At 64.4% G+C, this 19,723-nt stretch carries 16 protein-coding genes; 8 read left to right on the forward strand and 8 right to left on the reverse strand.

Annotated features, from left to right (window positions below; translation table 11 throughout):
• Positions 1-139 precede the first annotated feature (139 nt).
• Entirely contained in the window at positions 140-1,222 is a 1,083-nt protein-coding gene (locus AC1MBU_RS00720; protein WP_277359299.1) for a fatty acid desaturase family protein, read from the forward strand.
• Between the two features lie 77 nt (positions 1,223-1,299).
• Here the strand turns inward: AC1MBU_RS00720 and AC1MBU_RS00725 are convergent, their stop codons facing one another.
• Positions 1,300-2,145 carry an HpcH/HpaI aldolase/citrate lyase family protein gene (locus AC1MBU_RS00725; RefSeq protein ID WP_277359300.1) on the reverse strand — a complete coding sequence of 282 codons (846 nt, stop codon included), beginning with the start codon at positions 2,143-2,145 and terminating at the stop codon, positions 1,300-1,302.
• 157 nt (positions 2,146-2,302) lie between these two features.
• On the opposite strand from AC1MBU_RS00725, the gene bcp reads away from it, so the two are divergent.
• Positions 2,303-2,773, forward strand: a complete 471-nt coding sequence (gene bcp / locus AC1MBU_RS00730) for a thioredoxin-dependent thiol peroxidase (RefSeq protein ID WP_479788154.1) — start codon at positions 2,303-2,305, stop codon at positions 2,771-2,773.
• A 197-nt stretch (positions 2,774-2,970) separates the two neighbouring features.
• Here bcp and allB read toward each other — a convergent pair whose 3' ends face one another.
• From allB to AC1MBU_RS00755, 5 genes are all read right to left on the reverse strand, one after another.
• Positions 2,971-4,314, reverse strand: a complete 1,344-nt coding sequence (allB, locus tag AC1MBU_RS00735; protein WP_479788156.1) for an allantoinase AllB — start codon at positions 4,312-4,314, stop codon at positions 2,971-2,973.
• Positions 4,311-5,456, reverse strand: coding sequence for a glycerate kinase (locus AC1MBU_RS00740; RefSeq protein ID WP_479788158.1), 1,146 nt, complete (start codon positions 5,454-5,456; stop codon positions 4,311-4,313). The genes allB and AC1MBU_RS00740 overlap by 4 nt, the downstream gene beginning before the upstream one ends.
• A 20-nt stretch (positions 5,457-5,476) precedes the next feature.
• Entirely contained in the window at positions 5,477-7,255 is a 1,779-nt protein-coding gene (gcl, locus tag AC1MBU_RS00745) for a glyoxylate carboligase (protein ID WP_479788160.1), read from the reverse strand.
• An 86-nt stretch (positions 7,256-7,341) separates the two neighbouring features.
• On the reverse strand, positions 7,342-8,217 hold the full coding sequence (locus AC1MBU_RS00750) for a 2-hydroxy-3-oxopropionate reductase (RefSeq protein WP_479788161.1): 876 nt from the start codon (positions 8,215-8,217) through the stop codon (positions 7,342-7,344).
• 83 nt (positions 8,218-8,300) lie between these two features.
• A complete protein-coding gene (locus tag AC1MBU_RS00755; protein ID WP_479788162.1) occupies positions 8,301-9,089 on the reverse strand; it encodes a hydroxypyruvate isomerase family protein in 789 nt (262 codons plus the stop codon).
• Positions 9,090-9,343: 254 nt separating this feature from the next.
• On the opposite strand from AC1MBU_RS00755, the gene AC1MBU_RS00760 reads away from it, so the two are divergent.
• On the forward strand, positions 9,344-9,652 hold the full coding sequence (locus AC1MBU_RS00760) for a hypothetical protein (RefSeq protein WP_277359164.1): 309 nt from the start codon (positions 9,344-9,346) through the stop codon (positions 9,650-9,652).
• Between the two features lie 18 nt (positions 9,653-9,670).
• On the opposite strand, the gene AC1MBU_RS00765 is transcribed toward AC1MBU_RS00760, so the two are convergent.
• On the reverse strand, positions 9,671-12,493 hold the full coding sequence (locus tag AC1MBU_RS00765; RefSeq protein ID WP_479788163.1) for a glycoside hydrolase family 3 C-terminal domain-containing protein: 2,823 nt from the start codon (positions 12,491-12,493) through the stop codon (positions 9,671-9,673).
• Between the two features lie 239 nt (positions 12,494-12,732).
• On the opposite strand from AC1MBU_RS00765, the gene AC1MBU_RS00770 reads away from it, so the two are divergent.
• Genes AC1MBU_RS00770 through AC1MBU_RS00785 form a run of 4 tightly spaced genes read left to right on the forward strand, consistent with a single transcriptional unit; the run spans position 12,733 to position 16,340 of the window.
• Positions 12,733-13,134, forward strand: a complete 402-nt coding sequence (locus tag AC1MBU_RS00770) for a hypothetical protein (RefSeq protein WP_479788164.1) — start codon at positions 12,733-12,735, stop codon at positions 13,132-13,134.
• Positions 13,067-14,407, forward strand: a complete 1,341-nt coding sequence (locus AC1MBU_RS00775) for an extracellular solute-binding protein (RefSeq protein ID WP_479788165.1) — start codon at positions 13,067-13,069, stop codon at positions 14,405-14,407. The genes AC1MBU_RS00770 and AC1MBU_RS00775 overlap by 68 nt, the downstream gene beginning before the upstream one ends.
• Positions 14,408-14,415: 8 nt before the next feature.
• Positions 14,416-15,420 (forward strand): ABC transporter permease, encoded by a 1,005-nt coding sequence (locus AC1MBU_RS00780; protein ID WP_479788167.1) that lies wholly within the window; start codon positions 14,416-14,418, stop codon positions 15,418-15,420.
• Complete coding sequence (locus AC1MBU_RS00785; protein WP_056545144.1) at positions 15,417-16,340, forward strand: carbohydrate ABC transporter permease; 924 nt, start codon at positions 15,417-15,419, stop codon at positions 16,338-16,340. Before AC1MBU_RS00780 ends, AC1MBU_RS00785 begins: the two co-directional genes overlap by 4 nt.
• A gap of 14 nt (positions 16,341-16,354) precedes the next feature.
• Here the strand turns inward: AC1MBU_RS00785 and AC1MBU_RS00790 are convergent, their stop codons facing one another.
• A complete protein-coding gene (locus tag AC1MBU_RS00790) occupies positions 16,355-17,371 on the reverse strand; it encodes a LacI family DNA-binding transcriptional regulator (protein WP_479788169.1) in 1,017 nt (338 codons plus the stop codon).
• Between the two features lie 110 nt (positions 17,372-17,481).
• Between AC1MBU_RS00790 and yicI the strand changes: the two genes are divergently transcribed.
• Positions 17,482-19,662 carry an alpha-xylosidase gene (gene yicI, locus AC1MBU_RS00795; protein WP_479788170.1) on the forward strand — a complete coding sequence of 727 codons (2,181 nt, stop codon included), beginning with the start codon at positions 17,482-17,484 and terminating at the stop codon, positions 19,660-19,662.
• Positions 19,663-19,723: the final 61 nt, after the last annotated feature.

Below are 19,723 nucleotides of genomic sequence, written 5' to 3' on the forward strand. Positions count from 1 at the left end.
CGCGGTCGTGACGTTGAATAGTCAGCAGACTGCATATTTCCAGCGCACCATCAGGCAGCGCCTGTAGCATTGGAGGATCTTCGGGGAAATGGGGACCCTTTCACGGCTGGGAAGTCGATTCTCGACCTCAGGGATTTTTATGACCATCACTTCGCCCGCGCGCTCCGTCCGTGTTGCCAAACCGAACGACGTCGTTGCCTCCTACGCCACGCTGCTCAAGCAAGTGCGCAAGGAAGGCCTGCTGACCCGCAAGCGCGGCTTCTACATCTCGATCATGGTGCTTCTCGGCCTTGCCCTAGGGGCGGCCTGGACCGGTTTCGCACTGCTCGGTGACACCTGGTTCCAGCTGCTGATCGCTGGTGCACTGGGGGTCGTCATGACGCAGATCGCGTTCCTGGCGCATGAGGCGTCCCACCGCCAGATCTTCGCCTCGCGCGGCGCCAACGACTGGTCCGGTCGCATCCTCGCCGCCGGGGTCGTCGGAATCAGCTACCAGTGGTGGATGAACAAGCACTCCCGCCACCACAATGATCCCAACGTGGTGGGCAAAGATCCGGACATCGAGGTAGACACCATCTCGTTCCTGGAGGAAGACGCCGCCAAGGCCAAGGGGATCCAGGCCTGGATCACCCGCCGCCAAGGTTACCTGTTCTTCCCCCTCCTCACCTTCGAAGGCCTGAACCTTCACGCGCGCTCGATCGCCACCCTGTTCCGCCCTGGCGCAGTGCAGGGCCGCTGGGTTGAGCTTGCGCTCCTCGCGACGCGCTTCGGTCTTTACCTCGGCGTGCTGTTCTGGTTCCTGCCCGTCGGCATGGCGTTCGCGTTCATCGGCGTGCAAATGGCGGTCTTCGGCATCTACATGGGCGCCTCATTCGCGCCGAACCACAAGGGCATGCCGGTCATCCCGAAAGACAGCAAGCTGGACTTCTTCCAGAAACAGGTCCTCACCTCACGCAACATCCGCGGCGGCAACTTCATCAACAACGCGTTCGGCGGCCTGAACTTCCAGATTGAGCACCACCTCTTCCCCGACATGCCGCGCCCACACCTGCGCAAGGCAGCGGTGATTGTGCGCGAGCACTGCGAACGCCTCAAGGTCCCCTACACCGAGGTTGGTGTAGCGGCGTCCTACGGTGCGGTTGTCTCCTACCTCAACCGGGTGGGACTCGCAGCGCGCGATCCCTTCGATTGCCCCATGGTCAACCGGTACCGCCGGCGCTGATTCCACACCGCCATGACGACGACGGCGACCCTCACCCTTCGGTGAGCGGTCGCCGTCGTTGTTTGTGCTGGAGAAGGTCAGGCGTTCCAGAGTCCGTAGGAGTCCGCCAAGGAGGAGATTTTCTGGGCGCGGGCAAGCCGTGGCAGGTAGGAGCCATCCCCAACGACGGCGCCGGAGGCGTGGGCGTCAAGAAGTTCGTGTGCCCACTGGATCTCGGACTCGCTGGGAGAAAGGCCGTGGTTGATGGTGTCCGCGGCGTCGGGGCGCAGGCAGAGCTTTCCGGTCATGCCCATCGATGCGGTGACCTTGCAGGCCTCCAACAGATCATCGCCGAGGGCGCCAACCGTCGGTCCGTCGATCGGGCCGGGGAGTTGACCCACGCGGGAGGCGACCACCAGCTTGGCGCGGGCGTAGGCCAGGGCCATCGGGTCATCCGAGGCGCCGGTGTCACGGCGGAAATCACCCACTCCGAAGGCCAGGCGGAAGGTGCCGGGAGCGCTGGCAATGGCCGTAGCATTCTCGATGCCCAGCGCCGATTCCACCAACGCGAGCACAGGAGTGCCTGCCTGGAGCCGCATAGCAGTGTGCGTGACCTGTTCCGGCTTCTCCGTCATGGCAAGCATGACGCCGCGCAAACCAGGCGCCTTGGACAGCGCCGCAAGGTCATCGGCCCAGTAATCGGTTTCAATACCGTTGACCCGAACCCAGGCCGTCATGCCGGTAGAGAGGGCCTCAACCACCCGCTCACGCGCCTCCGGCTTGGACTCCGCGGGCACGGCGTCCTCAATATCGAAGACCACCGAATCGGCCTCGGAGGCGAGCGCCGGCGCGAAGTTTTGTTCCGATGCCGCCGAGGCGAGCAGCCAGGAACGGGACAGCTTGGCGGGAAGCGCAGCAGCGCGGCTATTACGAAGGGGGGCCATACCTAGAACCTTACGCAACCGGCGTCGTCGTAATCCACCGTCCGGCCGGATGGAATGGTGAACACTACGACCAAAAGAGTCTTTTGACCGCTACACCTGTGGAAACTAAGCTTTTCACAATACAGTAATGAAATATCACCAGACGAAAGAGCAGCGCATGAGTAATCAGCTTATGGTCGGAGATCCGGCCCCCTCGTTCACCCTTCCTGACGCTGCCGGGCAGTCGGTCAGCCTCGCCGAGTTCCGCGACCGCAGCGTTGTCGTGTACTTCTACCCCAAGGCGGAGACACCGGGCTGCACCACCGAGGCCTGCGATTTCCGGGACAACCTCGCGTCGCTGCAGGGCGCGGGCTTCAGCGTCGTGGGCATCTCGCCGGATGGCCCGGAGGAGCTCGCCTCGTTCACCAGCAACCACGGGCTCGCGTTTCCCCTGCTCTCGGACGTGGACCATGAAGTCGCCAAGGCCTGGGGCGCATACGGCGAGAAGCAGTTCAAGGGTGGGACCGTCGTCGGCATCATCAGGTCCACTGTTGTTGTGGGTCCGGACGGCACAGTGCAGCACGCGGAGTACGGCGTTGACGCGAAGGGCCATGTGGCGCGTCTGCGGGAGCAGCTGAACGTCGCCTGACTCCGTGTAGTCCAGCACGGCAAGAGGTAGTCCAGCAATGCAAAAGGCCCTCCCGCGGCGAAAGGGAGGGCCTTCTGCGTTCCCGGACGGACGTGCTAGCACCCTTCCGGAGTCTGTCGCATCGAGGAGGCGCTAACTACCTGCGCTCGCACGAGAGGTGGTTCTGCGCGCCCACTCGATGCATGTCCTGTGTCGGATCAGGCCGCTCCTCGGCGGAGCAGCCGACCCGTCGGCTTCTCGAGATCCAGTACCTCACCGCGGAGGTAGGTAGTGCGGACGATCCCGGACAAGGCCTTGCCCGCGTAGGGCGAGATGGGGTTCTTGTGATGGAGTTTGTTCACGTCCACCACGAAGGTGTCATCCGCTGCGAAAACGGAGAAGTCCGCGTCGTAGCCCAGCGCGAGCTGACCCTTGCGCTGCAGGCGGGCCAGCTTGGCCGGACGGGCCGACATCCACTCCACAACCCGCTCAAGCGGAATGCCCCGCTTCCGCGCCTCCGACCAGATCAGCGAGAGACCCAGCTGCAGCGAGGAAACGCCGCCCCAAGCTACGCCGAAGTCGCCGTTCTCGAGATCCTTGAGGTCCAGGGTGGACGGCGAATGGTCGGACACGATGCAGTCGATCGTCCCGTCAATGAGCCCCTGCCACAGCAGCTCCCGGTTGGACGCTTCACGGATCGGCGGGCAGCACTTGAATGCCGTGGCCCCGTTCGGAATCTCCTCCGACAATAGCGTCAGGTAGTGGGGGCACGTCTCAACCGTGAGGTGCACGCCGTCGCGCTTGGCCGTTGCAATCATGGGCAGCGCGTCCGACGACGACAGGTGCAGGATGTGCGCACGAGCACCTGTCCAGCGGGCACGTTCAATGACCTCGGCGATAGCCACGTTCTCGGCACCGCGTGGGCGGGAGGCGAGGAACTTCGAGTACTGGTCCCCCTCCGCGGACGGTGCGCGGTCAATGGAGCGGGAGTCTTCGGCGTGAACGATCATGAGGGAGTCGAAGGTCTTCAACTCCGCCATGTCCGTTTCCATCTCATCGGCCTCGAGATGTGGGAACTCGTCCACACCGGAGTGGAGCAGGAAGCACTTGAACCCGAAGACGCCCTCATCATGGAGTGGACGGAGGTCCGCCGTGTTGCCGGGAATGGCGCCGCCCCAGAAGCCCACGTCGACGAAGGACTGGGTTTCCGCCACGGCCCGCTTCTGCTCGAGCGCGTCCACGGTGACCGTGGGCGGGATGCTGTTCAGCGGCATGTCGATGATGGTGGTCACTCCCCCGGCAGCAGCAGCCTTCGTGGCGGACGCAAAGCCCTCCCACTCTGTCCGGCCTGGTTCGTTGACGTGCACATGCGAGTCAACCAGCCCCGGGATCAGAGTCTCATCGGGAGCGAGTTCCACTACCGTGGTGCCATCGAGCCCGTTGCCCAGTGGCTCCATTGCCACAATAACGCCGTCCCGAACGCCGATTTCCCGCGGCGCGATCCCCGCTGTGGTCAGGATCCGCTCACCGCGGATAACGAGATCGTATGTTTCGCTGCTCATGGCTTTCCTCCGTTTCCGGCCCCCACGCCAATGGAGGCGGCAATATTTTGCCCTACCTGCTCAAGCAATACCCCGGCGTTGGCGATGCATGTGCCGACGTCGGGCTCCAGGTCGGTTAGCGCGTACACGCTCTTGAACCCTGCCGCTGTGACCTGTTCATGAGTCAACGTTGTGCGCCCGCACACGGCAATCACCGGGATATCCCCGGCCGCCATGGCCACTCCCAGTGGGGTCTTCCCGCCGAGGCTTTGCTCATCCAGGCTCCCCTCGCCGGTGATCACCAGATCCGCACCGTCCAGCTTTTCAGCGAGTCCGGTGAGCTCCAGTACGACGTCGATACCCGGTCTGCGCTCGGCGTTCAGTACAGCAAGGGCTGCGTAACCGACACCACCTGCGGCGCCGGCACCGGGCGCCGCAGCCAGTGCGGCGGCACGCGGACCCAGTTCCTTCTCCAGCACCTCAACGAAGCGGGCCAGGGCACCGTCCAGGTGAGCGACGTCGTCGGACGTTGCTCCCTTTTGGGGGCCGAATACGGCTGCAGCACCGTTGGGGCCCAGGAGGGGATTGTCGACGTCGGACGCCAGGGTGAACACCACAGTGGCGAGCCGCGGATCCAGGTTGGACACATCAATCCAGGCCAGGTCAGCCAACGCCGCGCCTCCAGCGGGGAGCGCGGCGCCGGCGCCATCGAGCAAAGCGGCGCCGAGGCCGGTAAGCATCCCGGCGCCGCCGTCTGTGTTCGCGCTGCCGCCGACGCCCAGCACAATGCTGGTGCAGCCGGAGTCAAGCGCGTAGCGGATCAGTTCACCGGTGCCGAGACTGGTCGCTTCGCGGGCCCGCAGCACTCCCCCGGGGAGAACGGCAAGGCCGGACGCGAGCGCCATCTCGATCACCGCCGTGGAACCGCGAATGGCAATCGGAGCTTCGATCGGTTCGCCCGTCGGTCCGGAAACCGGAACCGTATGGCGGTCGAACCCGGAGGCGAGGGCGGCATCGAGTGTGCCCTCACCGCCGTCGGCCACTGGGACAGTGTCCACTCTGAGCGCCGGGTCCGCTGTCAGCAGCCCGGCACGCAGCCGTTCTGCCACCTCGGGAGCCGTGAGCGAGCCCTTGAACTTGTCCGGTGCAATGACGATTCGCATGACGCTATTGAACCAGTCCTCTAGACGAGCAGGGAGATGGCGGTGGGGGCGTCGTCAGAGGATTCGGCAAGGTCCTCGAACTCGTGGATCGCGTCGATTCCCGCGGCGCCCATCGAGATGTTGGTGACGCGTTCGAGGATGACCTCTACGATCACCGGCACGCGGTACTCCTGCATGAGGGCGCGGGCCTTCTCGAAAGCAGCCTGCAGATCATCAGCCTCACGGACGCGGATCGCCTTGCAGCCGAGGCCCTCAGCGACCTTGATGTGGTCCACGCCGTAGCCGTCAAGCTCGGGTGCATTCACGTTCTCGAAGGCGAGGGACACGTGGTAGTCCATCTCGAACCCGCGCTGTGCCTGACGGATGAGGCCGAGGTAGGAGTTGTTCACCACCACGTGGATGTACGGCAACTGGAACTGGGCGCCGACGGCCAGCTCTTCGATCATGAACTGGAAGTCGTAATCGCCGGAAAGCGCAACGACGGTCTCCCCCGGACTTGCCTGAGCCACGCCCAGCGCTGCGGGAAGGGTCCACCCCAGCGGGCCGGCCTGGCCGCAGTTGATCCAGTTGCGTGCCTCGTAGACGTGCAGGAACTGCGCGCCGGCGATCTGGGAGAGCCCGATGGTCGAAACGTAGCGGGTGTCCCGGCCGAACGCGCTATTCATTTCCTGGTACACACGCTGCGGCTTGACCGGAACGTTGGTGAAGTTGGTCTTGCGCTGCAGCATGGACTTCCGCTGCGCGCAGTCTTTCACCCAGGCGTTCCAGTCCGGCAGGCCCTGCTGCTCCTTGCGTTCGCGGGCAACCTCGACCAGACCGCTGAGGGCGGCACCGGCGTCGGACACGATGCCGAAGTCCGGCGCGAAGACGCGGCCGATCTGCGTGGGCTCGATGTCGATGTGAACGAACTTGCGGCCCTTGGTGTAAACATCGAGCGCGCCGGTGTGGCGGTTGGCCCACCGGTTGCCGATGCCGATCACGAAGTCCGACTCCAGCATGGTCGCATTGCCGTAGCGGTGTGAGGTCTGCAGGCCCACCATGCCGGCCATCAGCTCGTGGTCGTCGGGGATGGTGCCCCAGCCCATGAGCGTCGGGATCACGGGGATGTTCAGCAGTTCGGCGAGCTCCACCAGCTGCTCGGAGGCGTTGGCATTGATAATGCCTCCGCCGGCCACAATCAGCGGCTTCTCAGCCGCCGTCAGCATGTCCAGGGCCTTCTCCAGCTGCTTGCGCGTGGCTGCCGGCTTGTGGACCTGGAGCGGCTCGTAGGTGTCGGGATCGAACTCGATCATTGTCTGCTGGACGTCGATCGGCAGATCGATCAGCACCGGCCCCGGGCGGCCGGTCCGCATCTCGTAAAACGCCTTCTGGAAGGTGCCGGGAACCTGACCCGCTTCCATGACGGTCACGGCCATCTTGGTGACCGGTCCGGCGATCGAGGCGATATCCACGGCCTGGAAATCTTCCTTGTGCAGCTTGGCCACAGGTGCCTGGCCGGTGATGCAGAGGATGGGGATGGAGTCTGCCATGGCCGAGTAGAGCCCGGTGATCATGTCGGTTCCGGCGGGGCCGGAGGTGCCGATGCAGATGCCGATGTTGCCCGGCTTGGCACGGGTGTAACCCTCCGCCATGTGCGAGGCGCCCTCAACGTGGCGGGCGAGGACGTGGTGGATGCCGCCGTGGGCGCGCATCGCGGAATAGAAGGGGTTGATTGCTGCTCCGGGCAGGCCGAACGCCGTGGTGGCGCCCTCCTTCTCCAGGATCGCAACGGCTGCGTCGACAGCGCGCATTTTAGGCATGGTGTGCTCCTACTTCGGGAAGTTTTGCGCAGCTAAGGTGACTTCCAACGTCGTCGGCTCGCCTGATCTGCACGAAAGTTTGGGGTCTATTTGCCGGACAGCTGGTTGATCAGCTTGAAGAGGCCGGAGTGGTCGAGGCCGCCGTCGCCCGTGTTGACGAGCGAGGCAACCAACTGCGCGACGACGGCACCCAGTGGGGTGGCAACGCCGGCTTCGCGGGCGGCTGAGGTGACAATGCCGAGATCCTTGTGGTGGAGGGCCAGGCGGAAGCCCGGGTCGAAGTTGCGGTCCAGCATCTTCTGGCCCTTCTGGTCGAGCACCTTGGAGCCGGCGAGACCGCCGCCAAGGACCTTGAGGGCGGCGTCGGTATCTACGCCGTAGGCCTCGAGGAAGACGATCGCTTCAGACAGGACGCCGATGTTGACGGCGACGATGAGCTGATTGGCGGCTTTCACGGTCTGGCCGGAGCCGGACGGACCCACATGCACGATGGTCTTGCCTACGGCGGTCAAAACGTCCTGTGCGGCGTCGAAGTCTTCCTTCTCTCCGCCGACCATGATCGAGAGGACGGCGTCGATGGCGCCCTGCTCGCCGCCGGAAACCGGCGCGTCCAGCGGCTTGAGACCGGCGTCGCGCGCCTGCCTGGAAAGCTCAACCGCGACATCCGGGCGAATGCTGCTGGCATCGATCCAGAGGGCGCCCTTTTTCGCGTTGGCGAAAACGCCGTCGTCCCCGCTCACCACGCCCTCGACATCCGGTGAATCCGGAACCATGGTGATGACGACGTCGGCATCCTTGACGGCGTCAGCGATGCTGGTTGCCGCTGAACCGCCCTCGGAGACAAGCTTGTCCATCTTGTCGGAGCTGCGGTTGAAGCCGGTGACGGTGTGGCCGGCCTTGACGAGGTTGATGGCCATGGGCAGGCCCATGATGCCGAGTCCGATGACTGTTACTTTGCTCATTCTGTTTGTCCTTGAGTGTTGTGCTGGGCCCACGCCCGCCGGGTTCCCTGGCCGAGCTTGCGAGGTTAGGGAGCGGGTGGGGATTAGCGGGAGGCGTGTTCGCGGATGGCCCAGTTGAAGGCGGTGTCCGCCGGTTCCTTGTACTCGAGCCCGATGTAGCCCTCGTACCCGAGTTCGCGGCTGCGGGAGATCCACTCTCCGAGCGGGAGGTTGCCACTTCCGGGAGCTCCGCGGCCGGGGGCGTCGGCAATCTGGATGTGGCCGAAGTCCTTGGCGTGGTTCGCGATGACCTGCGCAACGTCATCGCCGTTGACCGCCAGGTGGTAGAAGTCGGCGAGGAGCTTGATGTTGCTCTTGCCGGTCTTCGCGATCACGTTCAGCGCGTCCTGGGCCGTGAGCAGCGGGTACTTCTCGGCACCGCTGACCGGCTCCACAAGAACAACGCCGCCAATTGCAGCAACGGCGTCAGCCGCGAAAGCCAGATTGTCGACGGCGACCGCGTCCTGTTCCTCGGCGCTCACGCCATCGATCCGGTTGCCGTACAGCGCGTTGAAAGCCATGCAGCCCAGCCGCTCACCGATCCCGACGACGACCGGCACGTTCGCGCGGAAGTCATCCTGCCGCTCCGGCCAGGAGACCAAGCCGCGATCGCCGCCGGGCATATTGCCGGCGTTGAAGTTGAGGCCGGTGAGCTGAACGCCTGCATCGGTGATCGCGCTCTCGAAGGCTTGCAGATCAGCCTCGAACGGCGTGGAGGTTTCGAACGGCCACCAGAACTCGACGGCGTCAAAGCCGGCCTTCTTCGCAGCAGCCGGCCGCTCGAGCAGCGGCAGTTCGGTGAGGAGGATGGAGCAGTTCACGGTGTAGGTCATCGTCGATCCCTTTGCGTTCTTTCGGCCTGATCGTTCTTCCGTAATGTGGAAGAAACTTTCTGTCTAATGAAATGGTAGGGGTTGGATGTGATGTGAGTCAACCGGACCCGGGACAGAAACTGCCCGGAGGTGCAGGGCTGCCGGTTCGAAGCGGCAGCCCTGCACCTCCCGGCAGTTTTTGCGGGCAGCGCGAGGGCCGCACGGGCAGCGGGCCGCATGCCGGCGCGATAGCCTTAAGGGAGGAGAGGGGACCGATGCAACGCGCGCACAGGCATGACGAACTTACGGCAATGATCGAATGGCCGCGACCCTTGAGCCCGCAGGCACTCAAGATCATCAAGAACGTCCTGCTCGGTGTGCTGGTTGTCACCGCGCTCGTGCAGATCATTCCGTTTCAGGTGCTCGGCGGTCTGGTCAACCACCTCTTCACGATTCTCCTCCTCCTGTCCTGGGCCGGACCGGCGCGGCGCTTCCTGCGGCGACGAGCCGCTGAACGCAACGGAGACGCCAACGAGGGACGAAACGAGGAACGCGAGGGACCGGCAGCGCCCGAGGAAAAGTAGCCAGCAACCGGAGCTGAATCAGGCGGCAGGAACCAGAAGCTCGCTCACGGTGACGCCTCCTTCAATAACCAGCCGGACCACCGCCGGCATGGCATCACAACCCCCGGCAAGAGGAATCTCCACGTCCCCGGCGTACCCAGCCGCAACGGACGCCGAACCCCATTCCCGCCACGTATCCGCAGGCCCGGGAACCACAATCCGCAGCAACCCACCGGCACTCCGGGCAATGCGCACCGAGACCGACGCCGGCGCATCCCCGCCCCACCCGCGGTAAGTCAGCAAAGCACGCAGCAGGGCGGGGTCGGCGACGGTCACGGCAGTCCCCTGCAGGGGCGTCTCCGGCACCAGCAGGGCGTTTACGGATTCGTCGAAGAGTTCAGCCCGGATCCAGGAGCCACGCGTCCGCGCCGGACTACCCAAGCCGTCAACCTCGAGGGCAACCGCCAACGGCAGGTCCACCGCGGAACGTCCAATCAGCAGGTCATACGTTCCCGGCTCCACCAGCATTCGCCCCGCAGCCGGGCTGAAGACTGCAAGTTTCTCCTCGGCCACCGGAATCGAAACCACCGTCCGTTCCCTTGGCTTCAGCGACACCCTCGCGTGCGCAACAAGCCGCCGCCTGGGGTAGCCCGGCAGATCCGAGGTGCCATACACCTGCACCAGTTCATGAACATCCCGCCCACCGGCGTTCCGCACGGACACCGCGAGCACACCGTCACCATACGATGCCGACTCGTACTCCACAGCGGCGTAACCCAGCCCGTGACCCAGCGGGTAGAGCGGTTCAGCAGTGCTGTAGTGATAGGTGGACCGGGAGCCGATGATGTCGTAGTCGAGAATGTCAGCGAGATCCGCGTCCCGCGCCCACCAGGTCTGCGGCAGCCGCCCGGAAGGCTCATGGTCACCGCTCAGCACGTCCGCCACACCACGCCCGAGCTCCTGCCCGCCGTGGGACGACCACACGATTGCCGGCACCTCCGCCAGCTCGCCGAGTGCATACGGGTAGGACGAGACGATTACCAGCACCGTTCGCGGATTCGCCTCCCGCACCACCCGGATCAGCTCCTGTTCGCTCTGCGGTAGGTCCAGCGTGGTTCGGTCGATCGTCTCCCGCCCGCCCAGGTGCGGATCATTACCGACGACGACGACGGCGACATCCGCCGATGCCGCAGCCTTGCGTGCCGCTTCGGTACCGGACCGGATGGTGCGCAGGGTGAAGCGGTCGGCGTCCTGCTCGGATCCCGGAACGAGAACGGCGCTACCCGTTCCTTCCTCTACCCGAACCCATTTCCCGGACCCGACGTGCCGCAGGGCGACCGAGCCGTCAACCGATGGGTGCAGCGCGAACGTCTCCTGAACCACCCAGCCGCCGACCCGCTCCGACGTTGCACGGAGGTACCCGCTCTCCCCGGAAACGAAGCGCCCATTCACAGCGGAGCGCAGCGTGTACTCGCCGTTCCCCCAGTTCTTGAGCACCAGAGATTCGGCCGGCCCCGCAGACCCCGGCGAAGCTGTCAAAGCCGCCGATCCGTCCGGCACGCCTAGATACCGGTTGGTGCGGGTACTCCGGAGCGCAACCAGGTCCAGTCCTTCCTCTGCAACGACGCTTCCGTACCGCTCCTCCATGCCGGCCGCGATGCTCACGGGGTTCACCAGCGTTCCGCTGTACCAGTCGCTGAGTACGTGGGATCCCAGCGATCCGATGACGGCGATGGTTCCCGGTGCGTCCCCCAAGGGAAGGACAGGCCCGGCATCAACTGAAGCATCAACTGAAACATCAACAGAGGAATCGGAAGCGTCGTTCCGCAGAACCACTACGGACTTGCGAGCGGCTTCCCGCGCCAGCGCAGCGTGCTCGGAGGTCAGCAGCGCCTCAGCAGGAATGGATCCATACACGCCGCCGTCGGGCTCGAACTCACCCGTGCGTTCACGCAGCGTGAGCAAGCGAAGGACCGCCGCGTCGATATCCGCAACAGAGATGAGCCCGCGATCCAGCGCCTCCTCAAGATAGGCAATGGACGGCGCGGAGTCGTCGCCGTCGTCCGTGAAACTGTCAACGCCGGCACACAGGGCAGCCGCATAGGCAGAGGCGCCGTCGTCGAAATACTTCTCCGCTGTGAACAGGGAGGACGGCGCGCCGGCGTCCGTCACCACCGCGAGCGTTTCCCCGTTCCGCCACGTGCGCAGATGCTCGGTCACCAGGTCGGACACATGCGCAGGCCGCCCGTTCACCAGGTTGTAGGAAAGCATGACGGCGCCCGCAGCCCCCGATTCGATGGGCAGCCGGTAGGCAGGCAGCTCATACTCGTGGAGGACGCGCGGCGGCAGTTGGCTTGAGGTGACGTTGCGGTCACGCTCATTGTTGTACCCGAGGAAGTGCTTCAGCGTTGGTACGGTCAGCCACTGCTCGGCGGAATCACCCTTCAGGCCTTCACAGTAAGCGGTGGCCAGCGAAGCAGTGAGCCCGGAATCCTCCGAAAATCCCTCCTCATTCCGCCCCCACAGCGGGTGCCGGAGCGGATTGACCACGGGCGCCCAGACGTTCAGGCTCACTGTGGGATCGGCGGCCTTTTTTGCGCGCATCTCGACGCCGACAGCCCGCCCCACCCGCCGCAGCAGGTCCTCGTCCCAGCTGGCCGCGAGACCGACGGTCTGCGGAAAGACCGTCGCGTCACCGAGCCAGGCAACCCCGTGCGCCGCCTCCGCGCCGGTATGGAAGTAGGCCAGACCGGCGTCGGGAAGTGCCGGCGAGTGCTGATGGAGTAGAGCAATCTTCTCGGCCCGGGCGAGCGTTGCGAGGATGCTCTGCGCGGTACGGATGGCCATACGGGTTTCGGTCACGAAAAAGTTCCGATCCTTGGGAGAATTGTTTAAGCGCTTGCACAGCGCTGTTCGACCACCATGCTGACATTACGCGCTGTGATACGCAACACAATTTCCTCTTGTCTCGAGACAAAAGATGCCCTACGGTTGGATCAATCGAAGCGCTTCGACTAATCGACCCGGACGACGCGCCGCCAATTCTGATTGCAACCATGCAAGCGCCCCTATCGGCGCGCCTGGACACGAAGGAGTGCACCATGCCAAACATCTCGGACGCCGCGAACGGCACAATCACCCGCAAGCCCCTCGGTCGCCGGTCTTTCCTCGGCCTGCTGGGCGGAGCTGCCTTCTTCGCCGCCTCCCCGGCACTGTTGACCGCATGCAGCACCGGTGCTTCAGCTCCGCAGGCAACGACCGCGGGCGGGTTGGCGGAAGCCGTCGCCAAGCTGGTGCCCAAGTACATTCCGATGAACCTGGTCCAGCCGGACATCCCGGGTGTCAAAGGGTCCACGCAGGGATTCACTACCATCCCCACCGAACTGGTGAAGTCCGTCCCGAAGCCTCCCGGAAGCGGCGGCACCCTACACGGCCATGTCGCCCGCGTGGTGGGCCATTCCCCGCGGCCTGCCGGACAACGCGTACTACCAGGCGGTGAATGAGCGCCTTGGCGCCACCGTCGAGTTCCAGGCCAATGACGGCAATACCTACGGCGATAAAATCCAGACCGTCCTCGCCTCCCCGCGCGACGTTCCCGACTGGGTGGTCATCCCCTCCTGGAACATCCCGCCGCGGTTTGGACAGGCAGCCAAGGGTCTGTTCACGGACCTCTCCCCCTACCTCGCGGGCGACAAGGTGGAGAAGTACCCCAACCTGGCCAACATTCCGACGGCCGCGTGGAAGTACAGCTGCTTCGAGGGCGGACTCTACGGGCTGCCCATGCCCACGCCGCTGGTCAATGACGCGTTCTTCTACCGCACGGACCTGTTCGAGGAGATGGGACTCGAACAGCCGAAGACCGCAGATGAATACATCACCATCGCCAAGGAAATCACTGACCCGTCGAAGAACCGCTGGGGTTCCGAGGACGTCTGGAACGGCGCGCAGATCATGCACGGGGTCGTCCCAAAGTGGAAGCTCGTGGACGGCACGCTGGTGAACAAGTTCGAGACCGAGGAATACCGGGCCGCCCTCGAGTGGATCATCAAGCTCTTCAAGTCCGGCGCTGTCCACCCGGACGCTGTTGCGGGCAACGCCCAGCAGGCAAAGCCGCGCTTCGAGTCCGGTGCCACGCTGATGACGGTCGACGGCGTCGGCGGCTGGCACGAGGCACTCGGCCGCGTACTGCCCACCAACCCGGACTTCAATATGCAGCCGATGGACTTCTTTGCGCCCGACGGCGGTGATCCCACCCTATTCAGCGGCCAACCGGCCGGAATCTTCAGTTTCATCAAAAAGACCGAGGACACCGCCAGGATTGAAGAACTCCTGGCACTTGCGAACTTCATGGCCGCGCCCTTCGGAACGGAAGAGAACCTCCTCATCACGAGCGGCGTCGAGGGCAAGCACTTCAAGCGCGACGCCCGGAACATCCCGCAGATGACTGACCTCGGACGCGCGGAAGTCACGAGCACGTACCAGTTCCTCGTCAGCCCGCCCACCGTCAACTCGCAGGTCCAGTATCCCGGCTTCGTCGAGGCCAAGACCGAGTGGGAAGCCCGCCAGGCCCCCTTCGTCCAGGAAGACGTCTTCTTCGGCATGCAGATCCAGGAGCCGCCGCAGTACGGATCCCTCGGCGCACCGTTCGACGACCTCGCCAAGGACATCGCCCGCGGCCGCAAGAGCCTGAAGGACCTCGATTCGGAGATTGCCACCTGGAAGCAGAATGGCGGCGAAAAGCTCCGCGAGTTCTACGCCGGCTTCCTGACCGCGTAAACACGGCCATGACCACCACAGAATCCATCCGCCGCGCCCAGCTGGCTGCAGACAAGCACGACGACGTCGCAAGCCCGCCTGCCCCGCCGCCCGTCCGGCGCAAGCAGGGTCTGAAAGCCCGGTTCCGGCGCGACCGCTCGCTGGTGCTGATGGCGCTTCCCGTCGTCGTCCTTCTGGTTGTGTTTGCCTACGTGCCCTTGCTCAGCAATGTGGTTGCGTTCCAGAGCTACTCGCCGTTCATCGGCATCCCGGCCAGCCCCTGGGTGGGCCTGGAGAACTTCGCGCGGGTGTTCGGCGATCCGAACTTCTGGAACGCAGTCCGCAACACGCTGGTCATCACGGGCTTCCAGCTCGTGTTCTTCTTTCCCGTCCCGATTGCGCTGGCACTGCTGCTCAACTCCCTGCTTCGGCCGGCCATGCGTGCCACCATTCAGGCGATCGTCTACCTCCCGCACTTCTTCTCATGGGTGCTCGTGGTGTCCGTCTTCCAGCAGTTGCTGGGCGGCGCGGGGCTCCTGAGTCAGATGCTCCGGGCCAACGGCTGGAGCGGCATGGACATCATGACCAACCCGGATACATTCCTGTTCCTCATCACGTCCCAGGCGGTCTGGAAAGACGCGGGGTGGGGCATCATCGTCTTCCTGGCCGCCCTGGCCGCCATCGACCCCGAGCAGTACGAGGCCGCGGCTGTAGACGGCGCCAACCGCTGGCGCCGCATGTGGCACGTGACGCTTCCGGGACTGCGATCCGTCATCGTCCTGCTGCTCATCTTGCGCCTCGGCGATGCACTGACAGTCGGGTTCGAGCAGATGATCCTGCAGCGCGACGCCGTTGGCGCCGAGGCTGCGGAGGTGCTGGACACCTTCGTCTACTACACCGGCATCCAGAACGGTGACTGGAGCTACGCAGCTGCCGCCGGGCTAATCAAGGGCGTCATCTCACTCGGGCTCATTCTCGCCGCCAACAAGGTGGCCCATCTCTTCGGTGAAAACGGGGTGTATTCCAAGTCATGACAACGATCATCAAGCCAGCCCGGCCCCGCCGTAGCGGTCCTTCGCGGCCCGCGTGGGAAGAAGAACCGGGAATTGCGACCAAGGCGGGAAAGGTAGTGATCCTGACCCTCGTGGTGCTCGCAGTCCTCGGCCCGCTCTACACCATCCTGCTCACGAGCATCTCCTCGCAGGGCACCATCACCCAGGCGGGCGGCCTCGTCCTCATCCCGGGTGAATTCTCACTCGACGCGTACCGCCAGATCCTGAACGGCGGCGTGGTGACCCGCGCCGTGCTGGTGAGTGTCGGCATCACCGTCACCGGAACCCTGCTCAGCATGGTGGTGTCGATCCTGTGCGCCTACGGTCTCTCACGGCCGGGCTCCTTTGCTCATACGCCGATCCTGTTCACCCTGCTGATCACGATGTTCTTCAGCGCCGGAATGATCCCGTCCTACCTGCTGGTTTCCGGCCTCGGCCTCATCAACTCCTACTGGGCACTGATCCTGCCGAGTGCGGTGTCCGTCTTCAACATCATCATCCTGCGCGGATTCTTCATGGGGATTGACCGCGGCATCCTCGACAGCGCGCGCATCGACGGGGCCAGCGAGTGGCGCATCCTCGCCCAGATCGTGCTGCCCATGTCCAAGGCGGTGACTGCCGTGATCGCGCTGTTCTACGGCGTCGGCTACTGGAACGCCTTCTTCAACGCGGTGCTCTACATCAATGACAGCTCCAAGAACCCACTACAGGTGGTCCTGCGCTCCTACGTGCTGCAAGGTGTGTCCGTGCCGGGGCAGATCGACGTCGGCCAGGGCGTGGCGCCATCGCTCGCCCTGCAGATGGCGGTCATCGTGATCGCCATGGTGCCGATCCTCATGGTCTACCCGTTTGTGCAGAAGCACTTCACCAAGGGCGTCATGATCGGCGCGGTGAAAGGATGACGCCGGCAAACTGGTCAGCGCGCGCTGGTGGTCTCCCGCTGAACCAGCGTGGGGACAATCAGCCGCACCTCAACCGGCTTGTCCGAGTTGAGCCGATCCATGACCATTTCGACGGCGGCGCGGCCGATGTCGTGCGCAGGAATGGAGACGGCGGTCCACGGCTTCGTTGCGGCGAGCGCCACGTCCTCCGGGGCAATCACCACTACCGAAATGTCCTCGGGAATGCGCAAGCCGCGCCCGGCCAGGGCCTCATGCAGCAGCGGAAGCAGTCCCTCGTTATGCACCACAAGGGCAGTGACTGCGGTGGCGGCGCCGTCGTCGTCGAGCACTGCAGTGAGCGCCTCGGTGAGGGCTGGCATGGAAGGCTCGCAGGCACGCAGCGTAGAGCTGACACCGGCGGCATCGCAGGCCTCGGTGAAGCCCTTGCGGGCGCGGTCGGCGTAGGTCGCGTGGCGCTCAAGGGAGGCCTGCGGGGATCCGATGAAACCGATACTGCGGTGATTCAGGTCCACCAGGTGCCGCACAGCAGTCCGGGAGGCGCCCGCGAAGTCGAAGTCAACGCAGCTGAGCCCCTGCGGATCATCCGGGAGGCCGATCAGAACTGCCGGCTTGCGCAGTTTGGCGAGCAGGGGGATGCGCGGATCGAGGGCTTCGATGTCCATCATGAGGAGCCCGTCCACCATGGACTGCGACGTGACGCGTTCCAGTCCGCCGGCGTCGTCCTGGGTCAGGAGAAGGACGTCCTGGTTGTAGGTGCGCGCCGTGGTGACCACGGCCGCCACGAACTGCATGATCACGCTGACGTTCACGTCCGCGCGAAGCGGCGCCATCAGGCCCAGCACGTTGGAGCGGTTGGAGGCGAGCGCCCGGGCACCGGAATGAGGGCTGTAGTCGAGCTTCCGGATTGCACTCTGAACAGCCAGCCGGGTCTCTTCGGAGATGGTTCGCTTTCCGCTCAGTACGTAGGAAACAGTGCTCAGCGATACCCCGGCCTCCCGGGCGACATCATTCATGGTGGCCACGGCTTCCATCCTAGCTTCGACACGCTTCGATTCGCATTCGTAACGATTCACCCGTCCGCGAAAGAGAAGCGCTTCGACACCAATCCTCCAACTTTGAACGCACCATCTGAAGGAACAGCATGAAATTCACTGACGGTTACTGGATGTACCGCAAGGGCCTCACCGCCCTGCATCCACGGGACATTTCCGACGTCGTTGCCACCGATTCCGGCCTGGAAATCTATGCGCCGACGCAGCGGATCAATGCCCGCGGCGATGCGCTGAACTGCCCTCAGCTGACGGTTTCCTTTTCCTCGCCGCTTGAAGGCGTGATCGGCGTGACGATCGAGCATTTCCAGGGCGCACTCGATCCCAATCCACGGTTTGAACTGCAGGACGCGCATCCCGCGGTCAACGTCGCGGTCAACGAAACGCACGCAACCCTGACCTCCGGTGCGCTCACCGCGTCCGTCAGCCTGAGCGGTGACTGGACGGTTGACTTCACCGGCGACGGAAAGCTGCTCACCAGTTCTGTGCCGCGGAGCGTCGGTTTCATCACCGACGACGCCGGTCGCGCCTTTGTGCATGAACAGCTCACCCTGGGCGTGGGCACCAATGTGTACGGGCTCGGCGAGCGCTTCGGCGCGTTCGTCAAGAACGGCCAGTCGGTGGACGTCTGGAACGAGGACGGCGGAACCTCCAGTGACCTCGCCTACAAGAACGTGCCGTTCTTCCTGACCAACTCCGGGTACGGGGTGTTCGTGAATCATCCTGAGCGGGTTTCATTCGAGATCGGCTCGGAGGTGGTCTCCCGTGCGCAGTTCAGCGTGGAGGGCCAGAAGCTCCAGTACTTCGTGATCTACGGGCCGTCACCGAAGGAGATCCTGCGCCGGTACACGGAGTTGACCGGCAGGCCCTCGCGGATTCCTGCGTGGTCCTACGGTCTGTGGCTGTCCACGTCCTTCACCACGGATTATGACGAGGACACCGTCATGTCCTTCATCGACGGCATGGCCGAGCGGAACCTGCCGCTCTCGGTGTTCCACTTCGATTGCCACTGGATGCGGGCTTTCCATTGGAGCGACTTCGTCTGGGACCCCGCAACGTTTCCGGACCCCGAGGGCATGCTGCGGCGCCTGCACGAGCGCGGGCTCAAGGTGTGCGTGTGGATCAACCCCTATATTGCACAGCGCTCCCACCTATTCCGGGAGGGCCGCGAGCTCGGCTACCTGGTGCAGCGGGCTGACGGTTCCGTGTGGCAGTGGGATCTCTGGCAGGCCGGGATGGCGCTGGTTGACTTCACCAATCCCGACGCCGTCCTCTGGTACCAGGACAAGCTGCGCACCCTGCTGGGGCAGGGAGTGGACTCCTTCAAGACCGACTTCGGCGAACGCATCCCCACCGATGTGGTGTGGCATGACGGCTCGAACCCGCAGCGGATGCATAACTACTACACCCAGTTGTACAACGAAGCGGTGTTCCAGCTGCTCGAGAAGGAGCTGGGGGTCGGTGAAGCGGTCCTGTTTGCCAGGTCCGCGACCACCGGCGGTCAGAAGCTGCCCGTGCACTGGGGCGGGGACTGCGAATCCACTTTCGCCGCAATGTCCGAATCCCTGCGCGGAGGACTGTCTCTGGCGTCCTCGGGCTTCGCGTTCTGGAGCCATGACATCGGCGGGTTCGAGGGCACGCCGGAGCCGGAGATGTTCAAGCGGTGGATCGCGTTCGGGCTGCTCTCATCACACTCCCGCCTGCACGGATCCAACTCCTACCGGGTGCCGTGGCTCGTGGATGAGGAGTCGGTGGATGTGCTGCGGCACTTCACCGAACTGAAGATGCATCTGATGCCGTATCTGGCAGGCGCAGCCGAGGAAGCGTATTCCTCCGGAACCCCGGTGATGCGGCCCATGTTCCTGGAGTTCCCTGCGGACCAGGGGTGTGCCCACCTCGACCGGCAGTACATGCTCGGCAGTAGCCTGCTGGTTGCGCCGGTGCTGGAGGCCGGCGGCGAGCACTCGTTCTACCTCCCAGAAGGAACGTGGACCCATCTCGAGTCCGGTGACACCCTTGAGGGCCCCCGCTGGCACAGCCGCTCCTTCTCGGTGATGGAAGCTCCCGTGTTCGTTCGGCCAGGAACCATCCTGCCCCTGGGAAGCGTTTCCAACCGGCCGGACTACGACTGGGCAGCCAACGTCGAGTTCAGCGCCTTCGCAGTCGAGGAGGGGCATCGCTCCAGGGTTGAGGTGCCCTCCCCCGACGGTTCGTCGACCACGTATCAGGTGACCGTGGCACAGGGAGAGGTGAGCGCCGTCGTCGTGCGTTGATCGCCTCAGGCGGCGGGCACGCAGGTGCGAGCATCGATTCATCAGCCTACTGTTGAATTAC

This window comes from Arthrobacter sp. PTI12 (genome assembly GCF_056679915.1).